Below are 19,883 nucleotides of genomic sequence, written 5' to 3'. Positions count from 1 at the left end.
TGAGAAAAAAAATGTCTGAAACAATAAGGTATTGTTCTTAGTTTAACGTAGCCAGTGCTTCAGGTGTAAAAGGGTGAATTTCAGATACGCGGCCTTCCTGTATTTTAACTGCCCATGTCGGGTCACCAAGAAGCGCACGTCCCACAGCCACCAGATCAAATTCCTGTTGATCGAAACGCTTCATAAGCTCGCTCATACCTGGATGTGTTGCTTTATCTGCTCCTGCTTCAGGCTCATCTGGCATACCCACAGAACCGACGGTAATGGTGGTTTGACCACTTAGCTTTCGCACCCAACCTGCAAATCCAAGCTCAGATCCTTCAAACTCGGGCTCCCAGAAGCATCGTGTCGAGCAGTGGAAGATATCTACACCTGCGTCAACCAGCAAATGAAGGAATTGTTCCAGTTGTTCGGGGGTGTCGAACAGTCTGGCTTGATAATCATTCATCTTCCATTGGGAAATCCGCATCGCGATAGGGAAATCAGGACCTACCGCAGCACGAACTGCCATTACAACTTCAACCGCGAATTGAGTTCGTTTCTGTAGGTCACCGCCATAGCGGTCTGTTCTCCTATTCGTTGTTTTCCAGAAAAATTGATCGATCAGAAAACCGTGTGCACCGTGAAGCTCAATTCCGTCAAAACCAATGCTTTGTGCATTGGCTGCTGCATCTGCATAAGCTTGAATCACAGTTGCGATCTCTGCCTCCGTCATGGGCGCACCTACTTGAGTACCTTCCATATCAACTCCCGATGGACTAAGAGATTCAGCTTCTGGGTGAGGTTGAGATCCAGAAGGGCGGGTAATACCCAAGTGCAGAATTTGCGGGAAAATCTTGCCGCCAGCTTCATGGACTTGTTTGACTACTTCAGCCCAGCCGTGAAGAGCTGCTTCTCCAAACATATGAGGGAGCCTAGGCTCACTTGATGCAGACGGATGCTCAATCGTTGCACCCTCTGTAATAATGAGTCCAACACCATGCTCGGCACGTCGGCGATAATATGCAGCTACATCGGGACCTGGCACACCATCCGGGGAGAAGGCACGAGCCATGGGGGACATGACGATGCGGGAGGATAGGGTTAACTTTTTAACAGTGTATGGTTGGAACAGAAGCTCCGTAGAAATAACGTTATGTTGTTGATTACTCAAACTAAGCACCTCCATTATTATGCACCTTCAAGCGGGTACAAGTGCAATCTTAACAAGGTGTATAGGCATGCTCAACCAACAATCGAAGCATTTTGTTGCTTAAGCGAAAGACACGGATTATTGTATGGTGTCTTTGCACTTACTTTCACTTGTTGAACAATTAACACTTATCTATAATGAAGGAGTCTAACCAAATATTTTGTGTACAAAGGAGGATTGGGACATGTCTGGTGTATTGTCTCCAAACTCGAATGATCCGCGTGTAATCCGCACGCGTCAATTAATTCTTGATGCGTTTATAAACCAATTGAATATTAAAAATTTCAACAGCATTACGATTCAAAACATTACGGAACAAGCCACAATTAATAGGGCTACATTCTACGCCCATTTTCAGGATAAATATGCACTGCTTGAAGCCTTTTTAGCGGATGCTTTTATGGAATATGTAACGAAAAGAGTGAACCCGGATGCCCGGTTATCAGCCGAAACCATACAGCAGCTTATATTTTCATTATGTGATTATCACGTCTCAAGTAATGGTTGCATCAAAAAATATGAGACAGTTGCACCAATTATTGAAGAGAACATCAAGACTCAACTGGAGCAATTCCTTCTTGAATTATTGAGCAAAGTAGCGGGTGATGTAGATCCCAAAACGCTGAAAATTACGGCAACCACGCTAAGTTGGTCGATCTATGGAATGACGTATCGATGGAATATTGAAGGCGGGCAGGAATCTCCGGCTGAATTAGCCAACAGAGTGGTCCCTTATATGATGGGTGGATTGGAATTGTTGAATTAACTTTATTTAACGAAATTGCATTAATATTCGGATGGATATGGGAGGAATAACAAGATGTTTGATCATTTGGTTGTTTTTAAATTTAACGATAAAACCACACTAGCCAAACAGCAGGAATGGGTGGATCAATTGCTCGCGTTACAGGAACAAATACCGGGGATTGTCGCGCTGACTGCAGGGATCAATGCAACGGAAGAAACGGATCGTATCCAAGGTTACACGATTGGATTGAGAGTGACGTTTGAAGATCAGGAGGCATTGCGCGCCTATGGTCCACATCCTGCTCATCAGGCATTTGTAGCTTCCCTCGATGGTTGGGTGGAAGATGTGATTGTAGTTGATTATGCTATATAAAGGCGCGAAATCAGAGGTTTAACGAATATAGGAGTTGAAGATTCCCATGTGTTTAATTTTATTTGCTTACAACATGCATCCAAAGTATCCGCTTATATTGGGATCAAATAGGGATGAATTCTATCACAGACCTACGGCTCAAGCACACTATTGGGAAGATCATCCTCATATATTGGCTGGCCGGGATTTGTCGAAAATGGGAACCTGGATGGGCGTAACCACAGAGGGGCGTCTGGCTGCTACCACGAATTATCGTGATCCGAATGAAGATGTACATGCCAAGGGCTCAAGAGGAGATCTGGTTGCTGATTTTTTAAAGGGAACGTCCACACCTGAGCAGTATATGCAACATGCGGAGCAAAGCCAAAATGATTATCCTGGCTACAATTTGTTAGTGGGTGATCTTGACGACCTCTATTATTATTCTAATGTAGGTAATGTTGTGATGAAGTTGAAACCGGGAATATACGGGATTAGTAATCACTTGATTAATACGGATTGGCCCAAGGTGAAGCGTGGAAAAGAAGGGCTGGAGAAAATCATCCAAGGGGAGGACGAAGCTACCCTGACAGAAGAAATATTAGGTTTGCTGCAAATGGCAGACCCTTCAGTGGATGAGCTTTTGCCCCATACAGGTGTTCCATTGGAGTGGGAACGTTTGCTTTCTCCCATCTTCGTTAGAAGTGAGAAATTCGACTATGGGACCAGAGCTTCATCCGTTGTTCTGATGAACAGAGAAGAAGTGTTTTTTACGGAGAGGGTTCACCAGAACGGAGAGGTAATGGAGCAACGTTTTAACATCAAACCTCTTAACTCGACAAGCTGAGAATATGAAAGAAATGATGTTCTGACATTATGCATTAACATGAATTTACATGAATCACTGAAGTTAAATCCAAAGTTCATGTTTCATTGCTTCTGAGTGTAAAGAATTATTTGAATTTTCCGCGTCAACTAATATAACACGATATAAACGGTTTGAGAGTTCTTTTTGTATAACACGCCCAATTTTAGTTGGACTCTTTATCTCTTATCACAATTCTATGTTATGAATCATGGAACTTCCCTGAATAGTTTATATAATGTGAATCAACATAACATGATTTTGCAGCGGTTTGGTTGATTCTAATTTCAGGGGGGCAACGTGGGATGAAAGAAACCAAAAAGATGAGAGTTTTTTCACTGGGGATTCAGCACGTACTCGCGATGTATGCGGGAGCAATTCTGGTGCCTTTGCTTGTGGGCAGAGCACTAAATTTGACTGCAGAGCAGTTGGCGTATCTGGTATCCATTGACCTGTTAACGTGTGGGATTGCAACATGGCTTCAGGCTCGGAAAGGGAAGTACTTGGGTATTGGTTTGCCAGCGGTGCTCGGAAGTTCTTTTGTAGCGGTGACACCCATGATTGCGATTGGATCGCAATACGGAATTCCTGCCATATATGGGTCGATCATTGCAGCCGGGTTATTTATCGTCATCTTTGCCGTATTTTTTAGCAAAATCGTCAAATTGTTTCCGCCAGTTGTGATTGGTACAGTGGTAACCATTATCGGTCTTGCGCTAATCCCAACCGGCATTAAAAACATGGCGGGTGGAGCAAACAGCGAGAATTTCGGAAGTTTGGACAATTTGGCGCTTTCATTTGGTGTATTACTGTTCATTCTAATCCTGAATCGATATGCTCGCGGTTTTGTAAAATCCCTGGCTGTTCTCCTTGGTATTATTGTGGGAACCCTCATCGCAGCCATCATGGGAAAAGTGAATTTTGCCTCTGTACAGGAAGCCTCCTGGTTCCATTTACCTCAACCCTTTTACTTTGGATGGCCTACCTTTGAAATCGGCCCAATCATTACAATGATTATTGTAGGTACGGTGGTTATCATCGAATCAACAGGTGTATTTATGGCTTTGAGCAAAATCTGTGATCAACCGATCAACGAAAACGATCTGGCACGGGGATATCGCGCAGAAGGTTTTGCGTTTGTCCTTGGCGGCATCTTTAATGCTTTTCCATATAATACATTTGCTCAGAATGTTGGTTTGGTTCAGCTCTCCAAAGTGAAAACGACCAATGTTGTTGTTGCAGCCGGAGGTATACTGGTCTTTCTCGGACTTATTCCCAAAGTAGCTGCTTTTGCAACCATTATTCCAAGTGCTGTCCTCGGAGGAGCGACTGTTGTCCTGTTTGGAATGGTTGTCTCATCCGGGATCAAAATGCTGCAAAACGTCGACTTTGGCAAACAATCGAATCTATTGATCGTGGCTTGCTCCGTTTCACTTGGGCTCGGTGTTACTGCTGTACCGGATCTGTTTGCCCAGCTTCCTCAAAGTATTCGGATTATTGTTAGCGATGGTATTATCACGGGAAGCCTGTCAGCGATCCTGCTTAATGTTTTCTTTAACCTCGCTTTGAAAAAAGAGAGCGTGCCAGTACAGCCTGTACAGGCTCAAGAAGCACACACGTAATCCTTGTAATAACAGACGTGTCATCTATAGTAGTAAGTAAGCGGAATACATCCAAGACGGTTTTCTGGGAAGTGGAGTGAAAGGGAATGACCCCACTTGGCAAAGAAACCTCTTGGATTTTTTGGTGCTTACGATTCATGAGGAATGCAAAAGACATGCAAATATGCTAAAGTTTCATCAAGAACATTTTAGATGTTCGTTTAAGTCAACAATCTCTTGAATTGAATTTCCATGCGACTACATAAATGAGCATTGGTTCACAAGGCTAAAATAAAACCAGGGAATATCCCTTGGGTACAGAAAAGGAGTTGTGATCACCATGCAACAAGAAACGTTGAACAAAGGGTGGAACTTGAAGAATAGTTATGCGCAGTTGCCGCAACCCTTTTTTACAAGTCAGGTCGCGGTGCCTGTTGAATCACCAAAGCTGATCATTTTCAATAGATTGCTTGCATCCAGCTTGGGACTGGATGTGGAGTCTCTTGACAGTGATGAAGGAGCGCAAATTTTTGCAGGTAATATGATTCCGGAAGGAGCCGAGCCTTTAGCTCAGGCCTATGCAGGACATCAATTTGGCAATTTTAACATGCTTGGAGATGGACGGGCTCTTCTGCTGGGTGAACAGATTACGCCACAGGGCGAGCGAGTGGATATCCAGTTGAAAGGTTCAGGGAGAACACCGTACTCTCGTGGAGGAGATGGACGTGCTGCTGTAGGGCCTATGTTACGAGAGTATATTATTAGTGAAGCGATGTATGCACTGGGTATTCCAACGACTCGCAGTCTGGCAGTGGTGTCTACAGGAGAAAACATTATCCGCGAAACAGAGCGGCCTGGTGCCGTATTGACCCGGGTGGCTTCCAGTCATATCCGGGTAGCAACCTTTCAGTACGCAGCAAGATGGGGGTCTATCGACGATCTTCGGGCATTGGCTGATTATACGTTGCATCGACATTTTCCTGATGTTGCTCAAGCTGAGAATCGTTATCTTTTGTTCCTTCAGGAAGTGATTAAACGACAGGCGGCTCTCATAGCCCAATGGCAGCGTGTTGGTTTCATTCATGGCGTGATGAACACGGATAACATGGCGATCAGTGGTGAGACCATCGATTATGGTCCATGCGCCTTTATGGATGCTTACAATCCGTCGACCGTATTTAGCTCCATTGACAGACAAGGTCGCTATGCTTATGGTAATCAACCGTATATTGCCGGGTGGAATTTGGCTCGTTTTGCCGAGACGCTTCTGCAGTTGTTGCATGAAGATGAAGAACAGGCCGTGCAACTCGCTCAGGATGCTATCGCACAATTTTCTGAATTGTACCATCATCATTGGCTCCAGGGAATGCGTGCCAAACTGGGCTTGTTGGATGAAGAGGCCGAAGATGAAGCATTGATCAAGGAGCTTCTTGAACTCATGGAGAAGCATAGTGCAGATTACACCAATACGTTCCTGGCATTGACCTATGATAGGTTGGAAGGGACAGCTTTGTTTGGCACGCCAGAATTTGCTGAATGGCATGAGCGGTGGCAAGCAAGATTGGACAGACAGCAAGAGGAGAAGGAAGTCTCTCGACAGTTGATGAGAACAAACAATCCAGCGGTCATTCCCCGAAATCATCGGGTCGAGGAAGCCCTTGAGCAAGCGGAGAATCACGGAGACCTTAGCGTGATGGAGAAGCTTTTGGCAGTTCTTTCAGATCCGTTTGCACACTCACCTGAACAGGCTGAATATGCCGAACTACCTGCACAATGTAATACTTCGTATCAGACTTTTTGTGGGACCTGATTGAACAGTAGGAATAAATATGAAGAGGCTGCCTTGGGCAGCTTTTTCATTTTTTTATTCTGTCATGAACGTTAGAATTCAACGTTTTATTGAATTTGGAGATTATCATGCAATAATCAGACAAGTAGAGTTTTACTTTTGCAGAGGCAGGTGCATTCATGTCCAACATGTTAAGCAAAGAACAATTGGCAGACATCCTTTTACAGCTTTTAGATAGTACATCTTTTCCCAGGGAACAGATGCAGAACTATGTTAACCGCTTGTTTGAGACCTTTAAATGGGATGGGGTGCCTTATGTAGAGAGTAGAAAAGATACGTATATCGTTCGAATATACGAACGTGGTCTCGTCTCATTGGAGAAACGGGTGAAACAGCCGGATGAAGTCATCTATTGGTTGCTGGAAGATATTATTTTCACCGCGACGCATGTAGGGTTGTTGGAAAGACATGGCGTGGATAATAAAGAGACGCATTTGAACTATACAAATGAAGTGATGAAGGACCTGAACAGGGGTGTCCTGGAAGCCTTCCAGCAGATCGGTGATCCGTATTTACATTGGCATCAGACGGGTAAACGTCAGGAGTTAGAGGGCATGGCATAAAGAAAAGTGAGGTGTGTTACATGAGCGAGCAAGATATTAATGACGTATGGTATGACTATGCTGTGTTATTTGTCGAAAAAAAGAATGAATCTGAACAGGGCTGGGCATCGTTGACTTCGAATGAGCAGGACATTGCTGCTTTATGGCTGTTAGAGGCGGATGTCTTTAATGGCGGTTTTATACAGTTTTTCTGCAACTGGGGGGAAGAGGTATACCGTTACGCGTTGCGGGCATTACATATCATTGGTGCGACTCAAGTCGTGGAGATTATAACGTCAGCATACGGCTACATTGAGCACTTGAAAGAGGATGAAAGGCTTACCGAACTGTGGGATATTCCTAAATTCCTGACAAAGGAACAAGAGCAGCAGTTAGATGCGCTGGATCAGCAGTTTTGGAACAATGAGGATCAGATCGCGGAGAAAGCTTATGGTTATTATCACGGAAAATTGAACATGATGATTATATAATCTGGTTTAAACTATGCATCCGTTGTTCTGTTCAAAGATTAATACTTGGTCTTGCAATGACTGAAACGTTCGGCTATACTTGCTATAAATTGAATACATGAATCACGTTGATAGAGCGCAGTAGCGGCTTTGTCCCTGTTACAGAAAGTCAGGGGTTGATGGAACCTGATACATACAAGGGCTGCGAATTACACTCTGGAGTACTTGGGTAATGCCAAGCGGATGGGCAAACGATATATTGTCAAAAGTGGTATGGATAACGTGTTAAGGTCACGTGTTGTCCATGCAATTTGGGTGGTACCACGGTTATGATAATCGTCCCTGTGTCTAATGAAGACAAGGAGGCGATTTTTTTGTGTCCAAAAAATCCGTTCCAGCGTGTAGTTTCGTAATTTAACGTTGATCATGACTGAATCTTGAGGATAGAAAAGGGGTTATACAAATGAATATTATTGATGAACTACAGTGGCGTGACGCCATTAACCAGCAGACAGATGCAGAGGGACTGCGTGAGTTGACTGAAACCAAATCAATCTCACTGTACTGCGGCGTTGACCCTACGGGGGATAGCATGCATATCGGACATCTCATTCCATTCATGATGCTCAAACGTTTTCAACTGGCAGGACACCGTCCGGTTATTTTGATTGGTGGAGCTACAGGTACGATTGGTGATCCAAGTGGTCGGCAGGCAGAACGTTCTTTGCAAACGATGGAGCAAGTGCAGGAGAATGTGGATGCACTGACAGCGCAGATGAAGAAGTTGTTCGTAACAGACGGTGATAATCAGGTTCGCATGGTGAACAACTACGATTGGACACACAAAATCAATGTGATTGAATTCTTGCGTGACTACGGCAAAAACTTTAACCTCAACACAATGCTGGCTAAGGATGTAGTTGCGAGCAGACTGGAAGGCGGAATCTCGTTTACCGAGTTTTCATACCAGATCCTTCAATCACTCGACTACCTGCACCTGTTCCAAAACGAAGATGTACAGCTTCAAATCGGCGGTTCGGATCAATGGGGGAATATCACGAGTGGTCTTGATCTGATTCGTAAAAAAGAAGGATCTGAAGCGAAGGCGTATGGTCTGACCATTCCGCTCATGCTCAAATCCGACGGTACGAAATTCGGTAAAACAGCTGGCGGCGCAATCTGGCTTGACCCGAACAAAACAACACCATTTGAGTTCTACCAGTTCTGGGCGAATACAGATGACCGTGATGTCATTAAATACTTGAAATACTTTACTTTCCTCAGCAAAGAACAAATCGAAGCTTTGGCTGAAAAGGTAGAGACAGAGCCGCACAGACGTGAAGCACAGAAAGCACTCGCGGAAGAAATGACAAAATTCGTTCACGGCGAAGAAATGCTCGAACAGGCTAAGCGTATTACAGCGGCGCTGTTCAGTGGTGATATCCGTTCCCTGACAGCAGATGAAATCGAGCAGGGTTTCAAGGAAATGCCAACATTCGAAACGGACGGCGAAGCGAAAAATATCGTCGACTGGCTCGTAGATCTGGGGTTGGAGCCATCCAAACGCCAGGCGCGTGAGGATGTCACTAAAGGCGCGATCTCCATGAACGGTGAGAAAATCACAGAGCTTGAATTCACAGTGTCGGCAGAGCATGCCATCGGCGGTAAATTCATCATTATCCGTAAAGGTAAGAAGAACTACAGCCTGGTTAAACTCCAAGCGTAGTGTCTGAGTATTAGAACGTAACACAGAAACGTATAGAGACTACAATAGACACACAAATAAAGCTACAAATACAGAAACAAAAAGACCGCCTTCCATCTCTGTCAGGCGACAGAGGGGAGGCGGTCTTTCGTATATCAGGCCAGTGAGTGACCTATCTTATTGATTAACGATCGCTGTGATTTCTTCATCCAGATCAAGTCGTACATTCTCACGGTACGCCCTGATGTTGTATTCACTGTGCAGGTAACGAAGAATCGCTTCAATCATATTGGACTCCACCAGATATTGACTGCGGCCTTGAATCCAAACTTCAGCGGAATAACCTGTATCTTCTTCCCAGCTCAGTTCTACGTTCACATCGGTTGGACGTACACCCTTACGTTCTGCCATATGAATACAGATTGCATTCACAATTTCATCCATGCTCAGAACCATAGAGATTAGTACCGTCCGTTTCTGTTACGGTCATCATCACGATCATTGCGACGGTCATAACGACCATCCGCTGCAGGTTTGCGACGATTGGAGATGGCTCTGAAGAGTGCCATAGCCAGCATAACAATCAACATAATTGCTGCAACGTTCACGAGCAATCCAAGGATGTTACCCAGAGCGCCCATGCCACCGAATAATCCGCCGAACATCATACCAGCAAGACCACCAAGCATCATGCCTTTCATGAATCCGCCGCCACCGCCGAAGAATCCGCCACGGTTCGTTGTGGCTGCTCCATTGCTGGAATTGTTATTCGTATTCGATTTGCTTACATTGCTGTCGGATTTCTTAGGTGTATTGCTATAACTTTTCGTACCGGATTTGAATCCGCCACCACGTCTTGCATCTGCAGAATCCGGATTCGTTACTCCCACTGTTGCGAACAATAATGTAAAGGCCATAAATACCATCATTAGATGTTTAACTCCGAATTTTTTCTTCATTGTAAAGATCGTAACCCCCCGATTAATTTGTTTGAATCGCCCAAAAATGGGCCTTACTCATGTAATACGGTCAACTTGCAGGAACGTTTCAAATTTTATTAAATTTCTGAAACGCTTGGACTTGGGTCTTGAATTGCAGCTTGGCCATCAAGCAATTGGGTAACCCAATGACACCATTCCAGGCCTGTTTGTGCGTGCATTAACCCTTTTTGTACCAGGATGTAGCTTCCAAAATCTCGGTTGCCTACACGAAGATTATCCTGAGGTATACGTGACTTCAGATCCTCGAAATAACGTATGCGTTCCATAAACCAGCTTTTACGCTCGTTAAGAATGCGTCTCATGCTTCCGTCTTCCGCTATGCCAACACACAAAATACGCAAATTAAATTCATCGCGTGTAACCGGTGCGGTAACAGGAGTAATCATCCATTCCAAGAGCTTTTCAATGCCTTTTTCCGTAACTGCGTACATTTTCTTGTCCGGTTTGTCAGACTGTTGTACCCAGCGGGAGGCCAATAACTCATCGTTTTCCATCTTGGACAGGAGTGGATAGATCTGGCTGTGTTTCGCCTGCCAATGTGGCTGGATTTTCAGCATCAGATCATAGCCCGATGACTCCTCGCGGGTAAGCAGCCCGAGTAATCCGTAGGAAAGTATGTTCATGCACATGTCTCCTTAATATTAGGGCTAGGTCAGAGAGAACAATCGTTTTTACTTTCTTTGACCGCTTTCATAAAAAGTGTACACTGAAACTGTATGGTTTGACAACCTGACAGAGCAACTGCCTTAATTTAGACAAAAAAAGTGCGAACCATAAGGTCCGCACTCCAAACCATTTAGAGAGATGCCTGTTGTCCATACCCCTCAGCGACAAGATCAAGCTCACCTGTGGCAGAATCGATAACCATGCCGTGGACGGGTACATTGGGAGGAAGTAAAGGATGCTTCTTGATCACTTCCACAGTATGTTTTACCCCTTCTTCGACGCTGTCAAACCCGCGCAACCATTTTTGCAAACGGATGCCAGAGTTCTCCAGGGTTGTCATGACTTCTTCCGATACGCCACGCTCAACCATATGTCCAATCATGGTCTCAGCGTGAAGGGAAGCCATACCACATTCCGTATGCCCCACTACCAGGACTTCATCTGCACCCAGTTCATAGATGGCGACAAGTACACTACGCATTACACTCCCGAAAGGCTGAGAGATAATTGCGCCTGCGTTTTTGATGATTTTCACATCACCGTTTTTCAAGTTCATAGCCTTGGGCAGCAATTCAACCAGACGTGTATCCATACAAGTGATGATAACCATCTTTTTGGTTGGAAACTTGCCAGCCGTATACTTTTCGTATTCTTTAGTCTCGACAAATGATTTGTTGTAAGCCAAAATCTCTTGAATGTTGTTCATGTCCATTGCCTCCTGTTATCCAATACGACGAGCACGGCCACTTGCATATGATGCAGCTTGTCCTACGCGCCTTTGCTTTAAATAGTATTTCACGGTCAGCAGATGGAATTACTCCAACCCTTTAGAGGTTGTTCAAAAAGTCCACTTTTGATTACAAATCATGCCTGAGGGCATCATCAGCATCGAAGTTGAACGCCATTTCTATCTTCGCGGTAATGAAAACCAGACTTTTTGAACACGTATCTTTAGGAGAACAATGCAATTTTCATCTGTTAAAAGTTGATTATACGCAATGCAAAAAGTATCATCAATAGGGTATAACATTTTTTTTGAAGAGGTGAACGATAACAATGGATAAACAAACACAGGAACATTTGGAATCCTTCCGTAATCTGGCTCGTAAAATTAAGAGCTATCATGAAGCCATTGGTTTGCTTCACTGGGATCTGCGCACAGGTGCGCCGAAAAAAGGCGTTCCGACTCGTTCGGAGACGCTGGGTATGTTGTCCACCGAAGCATTCAAGCTGCAAACCTCGGCTGACATGAAGACTTACCTGGATGCATTAACGACTCCAGTAGTATTGGAACAGCTCGAAGATATAGATCGTCGTCTGGTTGAAGATTGCAAGAAAGAATATGATCGCAGTCAATCCGTACCACCTGAGAAAGTACAAGCTTATACCGTGCTAACAGCCAAGTCGGAAACGGCATGGGAAGATGCCAAGCATAATAGTGATTTTGCAGGATTCTCACCTTATCTCATAGATATCGTTAAGCTCAAACAGGAGTTTATTGATTATTGGGGTGTGAAGGATACACGTTATGATACGCTGCTTGATATGTATGAACCGGATCTGACGGTTGAGAAAGTGGACGCTGTGTTCGCCCGCCTCAAAGCACGTTTGGTGCCTTTGCAAGAGAAGATTAATGCTTCAGAAAACAAGCCAAATACAGAGTTCCTGAATCAGTTGTTTGACACCAAACAGCAGGAAAAATTCAGTCTGTTCATCCTGGAACAAATGGGCTATGACTTTGAAGCTGGACGATTGGACGAGAGTGTTCATCCTTTTGCAACGGGTCTTAACCCGGGTGATGTGCGGATCACAACACATTATCTGCAAGATGATGTAGCAAGCGCAGTCTTCAGTTCACTGCATGAGGGCGGACATGCCCTGTACGAGCAAAATATTGATGACAGTCTGGCGGGTACCCTTCTTGCCGAAGGAACGTCCATGGGTATTCATGAGTCCCAGTCCCGTCTTTGGGAAAACATGATTGGTCGCAGCCTGCCATTCTGGACACGTTATTACAAAGATTTGCAGCAGCATTTCCCGCAACTGAGCGAGGTTGAACTGGAAGATTTCTATCGTGCAATCAACCGGGTGGAGAGTTCACTCATTCGGATCGAAGCGGATGAACTGACCTATAACCTGCATATTATTATCCGATATGAGATCGAGAAAATGTTATTCAACGATGGTCTGGAAGTGAAAGACCTGCCAGAGACCTGGAATGCAAAATACAAGGAATACCTAGGTATTATGCCAACGAATGATGGAGACGGTGTTCTTCAGGATGTTCACTGGTCTGGTGGTGACTTTGGTTACTTTGCTTCGTATTCTCTGGGTAATATGTATGCAGCTCAAATTCTACATACATTGCGCAAGGAAATGCCGGAGTTTGATACCCTCATTGCCGAAGGTAATCTGATTCCAATTAAGGAATGGCTTGCAGACAAGATCTACCGGTATGGTAGAAGTCGCACACCTTCCGAATTAATTGTTGCCATAACGGGTGAAGAATTGAACCCGGATTATCTGGCTGATTACCTGGAAGCCAAATATGCCGAGATTTACAAGCTGTAGGTATCCCCGTAAATAACATACTGAATAACATTTCGAAGAGCTGAAGAGTCGGGCAACATTGCCCGGCTCTTTTTTGCATTTAAGTTCTTAACCTTTTGTTGGGCATCGGCATATCCATAATAGAGAGAAACTGCTGAAACCAGTGAAGGAGGGAAACAACATGAAATACACGCCATGGTTCGTCCGGGGCATCGTTATTCTGCTGATTATCATTGTGGCGCTCACCAGCTGTAATAAGGAAGAGAATGAAGCCAAGATTACGATTGGCGAAGTGACTCGTTCGGTATTTTACGCACCGGAGTATGTGGCTGTGGCTCAAGGTTTTTTTGAAGAGCAGGGACTTGAGGTGGATATTCAAACGACTGCTGGTGGTGACAAAACGATGGCGGCATTACTCGCAGGTTCGGTGGATATCGCACTGGTAGGGGCGGAGACGTCCATATATGTCTATCAGCAGGGAGCGGAAGATCCGGTCATTAACTTTGCCCAGCTCACCCAGACGGATGGTACATTTCTGTTCGCTCGTAACACAGAAGGTAGCTTCGATTGGGAGCAACTGAGGGATTCCACATTTCTCGGTCAACGCAAAGGCGGCATGCCGCAAATGGCAGGGGAGTTCGCACTGAACAAACATGGCATTGATCCGCAAAGTGATCTGGAGCTGATTCAAAATGTGGACTTTGCCAACATTGCGTCTGCTTTCGCCTCAGGCACGGGAGATTATGTTCAACTGTTTGAACCCCAGGCATCCATCTTTGAACAAGAAGGTCGGGGTAAGGTTGTTGCATCGTTTGGCACAGAAGGTGGTCTTCTGCCTTACACCGTCTTCATGACGAAACAGAGTTATCTTAACGACAATAAGGATATCGTACAGAAGTTTACGAATGGTCTACACAAAGCGCAGGCATGGGTGGATTCTCATACGGCTGAAGAGATTGCTGAAGTCATTTCTCCTTTTTTCAAAGACATCGATCCAGCCATTTTGGTAAGCAGTGTGAACCGTTATAAGGAACAGGGCAGCTATGCAACGGATCCGATCATTGATGAGGAAGAGTGGAACAATCTACTTGATGTCATGAGTGCCGCTGGAGAGTTGAAAGAACGTGTAGATTTGAATGCCATTGTGGATAATGCCTATGCGGAAGAAGCTACAAAATCAAAGTAATGGGGTATTCAGGAAAGGAAGTGAGCAGAATGCCTGAATCCGAAAGTGTGATCCGACTGGAGGGGATCTCTCAAGTATATGTCAGCGAGCGGGAAGCTTCCTTGGTGATTGAGGACTTGAGTCTGGAGATCCAAAAAGGAGAGTTCGTCAGTCTGGTTGGACCGAGTGGATGCGGTAAAACGACATTGTTGTCGATCATCGCCGGGCTGCTCACACCCACCCGAGGAGAGGTTAAGGTTAAAGGGAAACTCGTTGGCGGCCCCTCAGCACAGATTGGTTATATGCTTCAACAGGACTATCTGTTTCCATGGCGGACCATTCTGGATAATGCTTTAATCGGTCTTGAACTGACAGGCAGACTGGATGAACGGAGCCGTGAGCGTGTACGAGAACTGCTGGTAAGTATGGGGTTGGCCGGAACGGAGAATCAGTACCCGTCAGAACTTTCAGGGGGTATGAGACAGCGAGTGGCTCTGGTGCGCACGTTGGCAACCGACCCGGGGATTTTATTGTTGGATGAACCATTCTCAGCACTTGATTATCAAACCAAGTTGCAATTGGAGGATCTGGTCTCGGACACGTTAAAACAGTTTGGCAAAACATCTGTTCTCGTCACCCATGATTTGTCTGAAGCCATTGCGGTCAGTGACCGCGTCATTGTACTGGATTGCAATCCTGGGCGCATCCGTCGTGAATTTATCATTCCCGATGGAATTCGTAAATCTCAGCCGTTTCATGCCAGGGAGCAAGAAGGATTCAATGCGTTGTTTCAGGCGTTGTGGAGTGAACTGGATCAGTCCGGGGGAGGTGAGGAAGACGCGTGAATCCAATGAATCCGAAGCAGGAAAAGCGTGACGAATGGATGGGGCAGCTGCATCGGAATCATATTCAGCAGGTGGCCAGATGGCGACATCAAGTGCTTGCCGTACAGTTATCTATGTTAGTATGTATGTTTTTGCTATGGGAAGTGGCAGGCAGACTCCGTTGGATTGATGTGTTGTTGTTCAGTTATCCGAGTAAGGTTTTTGCCCAGATTGGCAAGGACATCGCTAGTGGCGAGTTGTGGGCACATGTTGGGGTAACCGTAGGGGAAACGGCAGTTGGTTTTTTACTGGGAACACTGGTGGGAACCTTGCTTGCGGTTTTAATTTGGTGGTCTCCTTTTTTGTCCAAAGTGTTGGACCCCTATATGGTTGTGTTCAACAGTATGCCAAAGGTAGCACTTGGCCCGATCTTTATTGTGATGTTCGGCGCGGGTTTTACAGCGATTGTTATGACCACATTGTCCATCACGGTCATTATCACGACACTAGTGGTGTATAACAGCTTCAATGAAGTCGATCCCAATTATATTAAAGTCATTCGTACGTTTGGTGGAGACCGTTCCGAGATTTTTACCAAAGTTGTATTACCTGCTTCTTTTCCGGCGATTGTATCCACCTTGAAAGTGAACGTTGGCATGGCTTGGGTGGGTGTAATTGTGGGTGAGTTTCTTGTCGCCAAACAAGGGCTCGGTTATCTCATTATCTACGGATTCCAGGTATTCAACTTCACACTTGTACTATCAAGTCTGTTAATTATTGCTGCAGTTGCAACAGCCATGTACCAACTTGTTGTCTATGCAGAACGCAAAATGCTGGCTGGCCGCAGGTGATTCTGAAGTGTTTTACTCGTAATGTGACCGGGTATGATATGTATACAATTTCACAAGGGGTGTCACGTTGCCCGATACCGTAAAATCAAGTACCATATTTAGTATGATTATTCCGCGCAGATCCGGAATGAATGCGATGATTGGAGAAGAGGGCCTTGAGGTTCTGTCGCAACGATCTAACTTGCCAGCGTCCCTCATTCGGGGCGTGTTGCTGTGACCGGCATGCATGCGCATGTCGGTTGATGTCGTCTAGTTTACTTTTGGATGAGACATACTAGTCATGATAAATGAATGAGGCGACGAGCTGGCTAAGAATTTTTTTGCAGCTTAGAGGAGATGGAATGTTAAATGGGTTTTAGGGTAATTAAAACTGCAATCGCCGCATTAATGGCTGTATTGATTGCAGACTGGTGTCGCTTGCCGGGACCAACATCAGCGGGATTGCTTGCCATTCTTGGCGTGGATGTAACGAGAAAACGAAGTATTCGCACCATATCGGCGCGGTTCTTTGCTTCCGTCGTTGGACTTTTATTTGCAAGTGTACTTTTTCACTTTCTAGGCTTCCATTATTGGGTGCTGGCGGTATACATATTGATCGCATTCCCGGCTATTGTCCGGGTAGGCTTCAAAGAAGGTATTGTTACAGGTTCTGTTGTGGTGTTTCGGGTGTTTGGCGGCGGGGAGATGGACGTGCATGTCATCCTCGTACAGATTGCTTTGTTGTTAATTGGTCTTGGTTCCGCAATGGCGGTTAACCTGGCCTATATGCCGGCAGCAGATCCACAGATGTTGCGCATTCGCAAACGAATCGATGAACTCTTCTCGAAGATTTTCAAGGAATTTGCGGCCACGCTACGTAATCCCAATGAAGCATGGGCGGGGAGAGAGCTGATTGAAGCAGATAAAGCGATTCTGGGCGGTATTGATGCTGCCAAACGTTCTCTGGAGAATCAGGTGATTCATCCGAATGAGGAATGGAGTGTCTACTTCTATATGCGCAAAACGCAGTTGGACTCAATCCAGCACATGATGCATCTCGTGTCCCAGATCTATCAGAAGATGCCACATGCGGAAATGGTCTCGGAGCTGTTCGATCAGCTTAGTCAGGATGTACTTACTGAATCTTACACCGGACGAACTGAAAAACTTCTTGCGGATGTGCAAGAAGAATTCAAACGTATGGAGCTGCCGGATACAAGGGAAGAATTCGAGATTCGTTCTGCAATTCTCCAGCTGTGCCGTGAACTCGCGCTGTATCTGAAAGTCGCGAAGAAGGACAAAGCGCCGTCCCCAATCTCGGACCGGTCCCAATCTACAAACGAATAATAGAAAATAGTTGTCACCCTAGACGAATGCCCTGCATACACTTGTAGTGAATGATTGTATGGAGGAGGTTTAAAGATGTCATTGAGTCATAAACATCAATGTAGAGAGATTATCACGAAGGCGATCTGCGGCAAAGGTCGTAAGTTCTCTACCGTAACACATACCGTGACTCCGCCAAATGGTCCGACAAGTATTTTGGGGGCTTGGATTATCAACCACCAATATGAAGCCGTATCAGCGGGTGACGGAATTGAAGTTATTGGTACTTACGATATCAACATTTGGTATTCCTACGACAAGAATTCTCAGACGGATGTAGCCAAAGAAACGGTCTCGTATGTAGAACATGTGCCTTTGTCCTATCTGGACCCGAAACACCGGACTTCCACAGTGGAGGTATCTGCGGATGCAACGCAGGAACCTAGCTGTGTGGAAGCCACAGTATCAGCAGGTGGAAGCAGTGTAATTATCCGGGTAGAACGGGAATTCGCTGTGGAACTTGTTGCCGAAACCAAAGTTTGTGTGAAGGTCTGCACAGAGGGTTGCGGTGACTACGAAGACAAGGACTATGACTTTGGCAGTGCCGATGGAGATTATGACGATCTCGATCCCGATCTGCTCGACGATGAGCTGTGAGTTTGACGCCTGTATTTGATAACCTAAGGTATCATATGCGCCAGAAGGCGCGGTGAAGAGGGCGTAAGCCCTCTTTCTTCTTAAATATTAAAAAATGGGTGGTAACGAGCCTCGCAATGTGCCTGGAATACCTTTCACGGGAAGGCTCCGCATTGCGGGGTTATTTTTATTTTAGTTGCATGATCCGGGAGGGGGGACGTAATGAATGTGATGGAACAAGCGGAGGAAGCGCTGCGCCGATATGAAAGGATGACTTCTGGAGAACGTGCAGAACGGTTGAAACAGGCAGGCATTGAAGTATTGTCACTGCACGATCGGCGCAAACGTGAACCAGGCTTGCGTGTACGCTATGACGTAGAGATAAGTTGTCTGCAGGCGATCCGAATCAAACGCAAGGATACTAGTGGCATGGGAGGGGCACAGGAAACTCTGTTGGTGCGTGAAGCGAGTTCAACCTTGTTCAAGCGCGTAGAACGACTTGCAATCAAAACGCTGTATACACTAGGACTGGATCATGGAGCTGTTCGAATGGAATCCTCAGGGAACGGCGGTTGTGCAGTGATTTCAATTGATCCATGTCCCTGGAAAGGGGTGACCAACCTTGCTACTACCTATAGAGAAAGCTGGAAGCAGCATCAGGAACTGCTGGATGAGGAAGTAAGTCACAGACCCATTCCAATACTCGGCATGGACCCGGAGTTTCTACTGGTGCAGATGCCGGAATCCAAAATCGTACCCGCCTCCAGATTTCTTGAACGTACAGGAATGGCAGGCTGTGATTCCGTGACGATTGGTGGACGGCGCATATATCCGGTTGCCGAACTGCGACCGGCTCCCAGCTCCGAACCACGAGAACTGCTGGCTCATCTGATGAGGGCATTCGCAGCCGCTTCCCGCAGCATTAGTGATCACTCACTTATCTGGCAGGCAGGCGGGATGCCACAGCGTGGGTTACCTCTAGGCGGTCATATTCATTTTAGCGGGATGAATCTTACCGGGGAACTGCTTCGTGCACTGGACAATTATCTGGCATTGCCACTGGCATTTCTGCAAGACCCACGAGGATCGGGAAGACGACCCCGTTATGGAGCACTTGGTGATTTTCGCCTGAAATCCTATGGTGGGTTTGAGTATCGTACGTTACCCAGCTTTCTTGTATCGCCCCTTGTTGCGAAAGGTGTTGTGGCCTTGGCAGGTCTGATCGCGAGCGGGTATACTCATTTACGGCAGCGTCCGTTAGCGAAAGCTGAGGTCCATGCCGCTTTTTATGAAGGAAAGCGCGAAGTGATTAAGGAACACATTCCAACTCTGGTAGATGATCTGAAGAGGTTGGATGGATATGCACGTTATGAACGGTATGCGTCTCCGTTAATCCTTCAATTAAAACTGGGAAGAACTTGGGATGAGAGCCGCGATATTCGCAAACTCTGGAATATTCGGGCAGGTTCATGAAGTACGGACGTTTTTTTGATATAATAAGAAACAAGTCTTTTATGAGTAATAAGCTACTACGGAAGATATGGAGCAGCAACCCTTGAAGG

20 protein-coding genes and 1 other annotated feature are annotated in these 19,883 nt (G+C 45.7%); of the genes, 15 read left to right on the top strand and 5 right to left on the bottom strand.

What is annotated here, in order from left to right:
- Nucleotides 1–37: 37 nt before the first annotated feature.
- Nucleotides 38–1,153 carry an NADH:flavin oxidoreductase gene (locus tag AC1DE7_RS10490; protein WP_477534328.1) on the bottom strand — a complete coding sequence of 372 codons (1,116 nt, stop codon included), beginning with the start codon at nucleotides 1,151–1,153 and terminating at the stop codon, nucleotides 38–40.
- A gap of 223 nt (nucleotides 1,154–1,376) precedes the next feature.
- Here AC1DE7_RS10490 and AC1DE7_RS10485 point away from each other — a divergent pair, with 223 nt between their 5' ends.
- From AC1DE7_RS10485 to tyrS, 8 genes are all read left to right on the top strand, one after another.
- Entirely contained in the window at nucleotides 1,377–1,958 is a 582-nt protein-coding gene (locus AC1DE7_RS10485; protein ID WP_282321034.1) for a TetR/AcrR family transcriptional regulator, read from the top strand.
- 54 nt (nucleotides 1,959–2,012) lie between these two features.
- Nucleotides 2,013–2,312: a Dabb family protein gene (locus AC1DE7_RS10480; RefSeq protein WP_282321035.1), complete on the top strand. Its 300-nt coding sequence runs from the start codon at nucleotides 2,013–2,015 to the stop codon at nucleotides 2,310–2,312.
- A gap of 46 nt (nucleotides 2,313–2,358) precedes the next feature.
- Nucleotides 2,359–3,138, top strand: a complete 780-nt coding sequence (locus AC1DE7_RS10475; RefSeq protein ID WP_282321036.1) for an NRDE family protein — start codon at nucleotides 2,359–2,361, stop codon at nucleotides 3,136–3,138.
- A gap of 323 nt (nucleotides 3,139–3,461) precedes the next feature.
- Entirely contained in the window at nucleotides 3,462–4,778 is a 1,317-nt protein-coding gene (locus tag AC1DE7_RS10470) for a nucleobase:cation symporter-2 family protein (protein WP_477534327.1), read from the top strand.
- 319 nt (nucleotides 4,779–5,097) lie between these two features.
- Nucleotides 5,098–6,567, top strand: coding sequence for a protein adenylyltransferase SelO (locus tag AC1DE7_RS10465; protein WP_477534326.1), 1,470 nt, complete (start codon nucleotides 5,098–5,100; stop codon nucleotides 6,565–6,567).
- Between the two features lie 158 nt (nucleotides 6,568–6,725).
- Nucleotides 6,726–7,169 (top strand): Imm63 family immunity protein, encoded by a 444-nt coding sequence (locus tag AC1DE7_RS10460; protein WP_036613948.1) that lies wholly within the window; start codon nucleotides 6,726–6,728, stop codon nucleotides 7,167–7,169.
- Nucleotides 7,170–7,189: 20 nt separating this feature from the next.
- On the top strand, nucleotides 7,190–7,639 hold the full coding sequence (locus AC1DE7_RS10455; protein ID WP_076250149.1) for a DMP19 family protein: 450 nt from the start codon (nucleotides 7,190–7,192) through the stop codon (nucleotides 7,637–7,639).
- Between the two features lie 98 nt (nucleotides 7,640–7,737).
- Nucleotides 7,738–7,965: a binding site (T-box leader), on the top strand.
- 116 nt (nucleotides 7,966–8,081) lie between these two features.
- Nucleotides 8,082–9,344 carry a tyrosine--tRNA ligase gene (gene tyrS / locus AC1DE7_RS10450; RefSeq protein ID WP_340907700.1) on the top strand — a complete coding sequence of 421 codons (1,263 nt, stop codon included), beginning with the start codon at nucleotides 8,082–8,084 and terminating at the stop codon, nucleotides 9,342–9,344.
- Nucleotides 9,345–9,500: 156 nt separating this feature from the next.
- On the opposite strand, the gene AC1DE7_RS10445 is transcribed toward tyrS, so the two are convergent.
- The 4 genes from AC1DE7_RS10445 to AC1DE7_RS10430 all read right to left on the bottom strand — a co-directional run bounded on the left by AC1DE7_RS10445 (nucleotide 9,501) and on the right by AC1DE7_RS10430 (nucleotide 11,696).
- On the bottom strand, nucleotides 9,501–9,779 hold the full coding sequence (locus AC1DE7_RS10445) for a YxcD family protein (RefSeq protein ID WP_017687903.1): 279 nt from the start codon (nucleotides 9,777–9,779) through the stop codon (nucleotides 9,501–9,503).
- 5 nt (nucleotides 9,780–9,784) lie between these two features.
- Nucleotides 9,785–10,282, bottom strand: a complete 498-nt coding sequence (locus AC1DE7_RS10440) for a hypothetical protein (protein ID WP_036613538.1) — start codon at nucleotides 10,280–10,282, stop codon at nucleotides 9,785–9,787.
- Between the two features lie 98 nt (nucleotides 10,283–10,380).
- Entirely contained in the window at nucleotides 10,381–10,947 is a 567-nt protein-coding gene (locus AC1DE7_RS10435) for a PadR family transcriptional regulator (protein WP_036613540.1), read from the bottom strand.
- Between the two features lie 173 nt (nucleotides 10,948–11,120).
- Entirely contained in the window at nucleotides 11,121–11,696 is a 576-nt protein-coding gene (locus tag AC1DE7_RS10430) for a beta-class carbonic anhydrase (protein ID WP_091011943.1), read from the bottom strand.
- Nucleotides 11,697–12,046: 350 nt separating this feature from the next.
- Here AC1DE7_RS10430 and AC1DE7_RS10425 point away from each other — a divergent pair, with 350 nt between their 5' ends.
- The 7 genes from AC1DE7_RS10425 (at nucleotide 12,047) to AC1DE7_RS10395 (ending at nucleotide 19,794) form a co-directional block, all read left to right on the top strand.
- Nucleotides 12,047–13,561, top strand: a complete 1,515-nt coding sequence (locus tag AC1DE7_RS10425; RefSeq protein WP_477534325.1) for a carboxypeptidase M32 — start codon at nucleotides 12,047–12,049, stop codon at nucleotides 13,559–13,561.
- A 160-nt stretch (nucleotides 13,562–13,721) separates the two neighbouring features.
- The gene (locus AC1DE7_RS10420) at nucleotides 13,722–14,726 is read left to right on the top strand and encodes an ABC transporter substrate-binding protein (RefSeq protein ID WP_036613544.1); all 1,005 of its coding nucleotides are present in this window, start codon (nucleotides 13,722–13,724) and stop codon (nucleotides 14,724–14,726) included.
- Between the two features lie 29 nt (nucleotides 14,727–14,755).
- On the top strand, nucleotides 14,756–15,550 hold the full coding sequence (locus AC1DE7_RS10415; protein WP_477534324.1) for an ABC transporter ATP-binding protein: 795 nt from the start codon (nucleotides 14,756–14,758) through the stop codon (nucleotides 15,548–15,550).
- A gap of 38 nt (nucleotides 15,551–15,588) precedes the next feature.
- Complete coding sequence (locus AC1DE7_RS10410) at nucleotides 15,589–16,380, top strand: ABC transporter permease (protein WP_370511416.1); 792 nt, start codon at nucleotides 15,589–15,591, stop codon at nucleotides 16,378–16,380.
- 348 nt (nucleotides 16,381–16,728) lie between these two features.
- Complete coding sequence (locus AC1DE7_RS10405) at nucleotides 16,729–17,706, top strand: aromatic acid exporter family protein (RefSeq protein ID WP_076317597.1); 978 nt, start codon at nucleotides 16,729–16,731, stop codon at nucleotides 17,704–17,706.
- Nucleotides 17,707–17,781: 75 nt separating this feature from the next.
- Nucleotides 17,782–18,342, top strand: a complete 561-nt coding sequence (locus tag AC1DE7_RS10400; protein WP_477534323.1) for an outer spore coat protein CotE — start codon at nucleotides 17,782–17,784, stop codon at nucleotides 18,340–18,342.
- 201 nt (nucleotides 18,343–18,543) lie between these two features.
- Nucleotides 18,544–19,794: a putative amidoligase domain-containing protein gene (locus tag AC1DE7_RS10395; RefSeq protein ID WP_477534322.1), complete on the top strand. Its 1,251-nt coding sequence runs from the start codon at nucleotides 18,544–18,546 to the stop codon at nucleotides 19,792–19,794.
- Nucleotides 19,795–19,883 lie beyond the last annotated feature (89 nt).

This window comes from Paenibacillus sp. 10L310 (assembly GCF_056395745.1).
Note: the sequence above shows the minus strand (reverse complement) of the source record. Positions and strands in the feature narration are given on the sequence as shown.

What these genes read in the sequence shown, in the direction of transcription:
- AC1DE7_RS10440 (WP_036613538.1), bottom strand. Translation starts at nt 10,282, where the DNA reads ATGAAGAAAAAATTCGGAGTTAAACATCTAATGATGGTATTTATGGCC.
- AC1DE7_RS10420 (WP_036613544.1), top strand. Translation starts at nt 13,722, where the DNA reads ATGAAATACACGCCATGGTTCGTCCGGGGCATCGTTATTCTGCTGATT.
- AC1DE7_RS10480 (WP_282321035.1), top strand. Translation starts at nt 2,013, where the DNA reads ATGTTTGATCATTTGGTTGTTTTTAAATTTAACGATAAAACCACACTA.
- AC1DE7_RS10400 (WP_477534323.1), top strand. Translation starts at nt 17,782, where the DNA reads ATGTCATTGAGTCATAAACATCAATGTAGAGAGATTATCACGAAGGCG.
- AC1DE7_RS10465 (WP_477534326.1), top strand. Translation starts at nt 5,098, where the DNA reads ATGCAACAAGAAACGTTGAACAAAGGGTGGAACTTGAAGAATAGTTAT.
- AC1DE7_RS10485 (WP_282321034.1), top strand. Translation starts at nt 1,377, where the DNA reads ATGTCTGGTGTATTGTCTCCAAACTCGAATGATCCGCGTGTAATCCGC.
- tyrS (WP_340907700.1), top strand. Translation starts at nt 8,082, where the DNA reads ATGAATATTATTGATGAACTACAGTGGCGTGACGCCATTAACCAGCAG.
- AC1DE7_RS10395 (WP_477534322.1), top strand. Translation starts at nt 18,544, where the DNA reads ATGAATGTGATGGAACAAGCGGAGGAAGCGCTGCGCCGATATGAAAGG.
- AC1DE7_RS10425 (WP_477534325.1), top strand. Translation starts at nt 12,047, where the DNA reads ATGGATAAACAAACACAGGAACATTTGGAATCCTTCCGTAATCTGGCT.
- AC1DE7_RS10435 (WP_036613540.1), bottom strand. Translation starts at nt 10,947, where the DNA reads ATGAACATACTTTCCTACGGATTACTCGGGCTGCTTACCCGCGAGGAG.
- AC1DE7_RS10415 (WP_477534324.1), top strand. Translation starts at nt 14,756, where the DNA reads ATGCCTGAATCCGAAAGTGTGATCCGACTGGAGGGGATCTCTCAAGTA.
- AC1DE7_RS10455 (WP_076250149.1), top strand. Translation starts at nt 7,190, where the DNA reads ATGAGCGAGCAAGATATTAATGACGTATGGTATGACTATGCTGTGTTA.
- AC1DE7_RS10445 (WP_017687903.1), bottom strand. Translation starts at nt 9,779, where the DNA reads ATGGTTCTGAGCATGGATGAAATTGTGAATGCAATCTGTATTCATATG.
- AC1DE7_RS10430 (WP_091011943.1), bottom strand. Translation starts at nt 11,696, where the DNA reads ATGAACAACATTCAAGAGATTTTGGCTTACAACAAATCATTTGTCGAG.
- AC1DE7_RS10405 (WP_076317597.1), top strand. Translation starts at nt 16,729, where the DNA reads ATGGGTTTTAGGGTAATTAAAACTGCAATCGCCGCATTAATGGCTGTA.
- AC1DE7_RS10475 (WP_282321036.1), top strand. Translation starts at nt 2,359, where the DNA reads ATGTGTTTAATTTTATTTGCTTACAACATGCATCCAAAGTATCCGCTT.
- AC1DE7_RS10410 (WP_370511416.1), top strand. Translation starts at nt 15,589, where the DNA reads ATGGGGCAGCTGCATCGGAATCATATTCAGCAGGTGGCCAGATGGCGA.
- AC1DE7_RS10460 (WP_036613948.1), top strand. Translation starts at nt 6,726, where the DNA reads ATGTCCAACATGTTAAGCAAAGAACAATTGGCAGACATCCTTTTACAG.
- AC1DE7_RS10470 (WP_477534327.1), top strand. Translation starts at nt 3,462, where the DNA reads ATGAAAGAAACCAAAAAGATGAGAGTTTTTTCACTGGGGATTCAGCAC.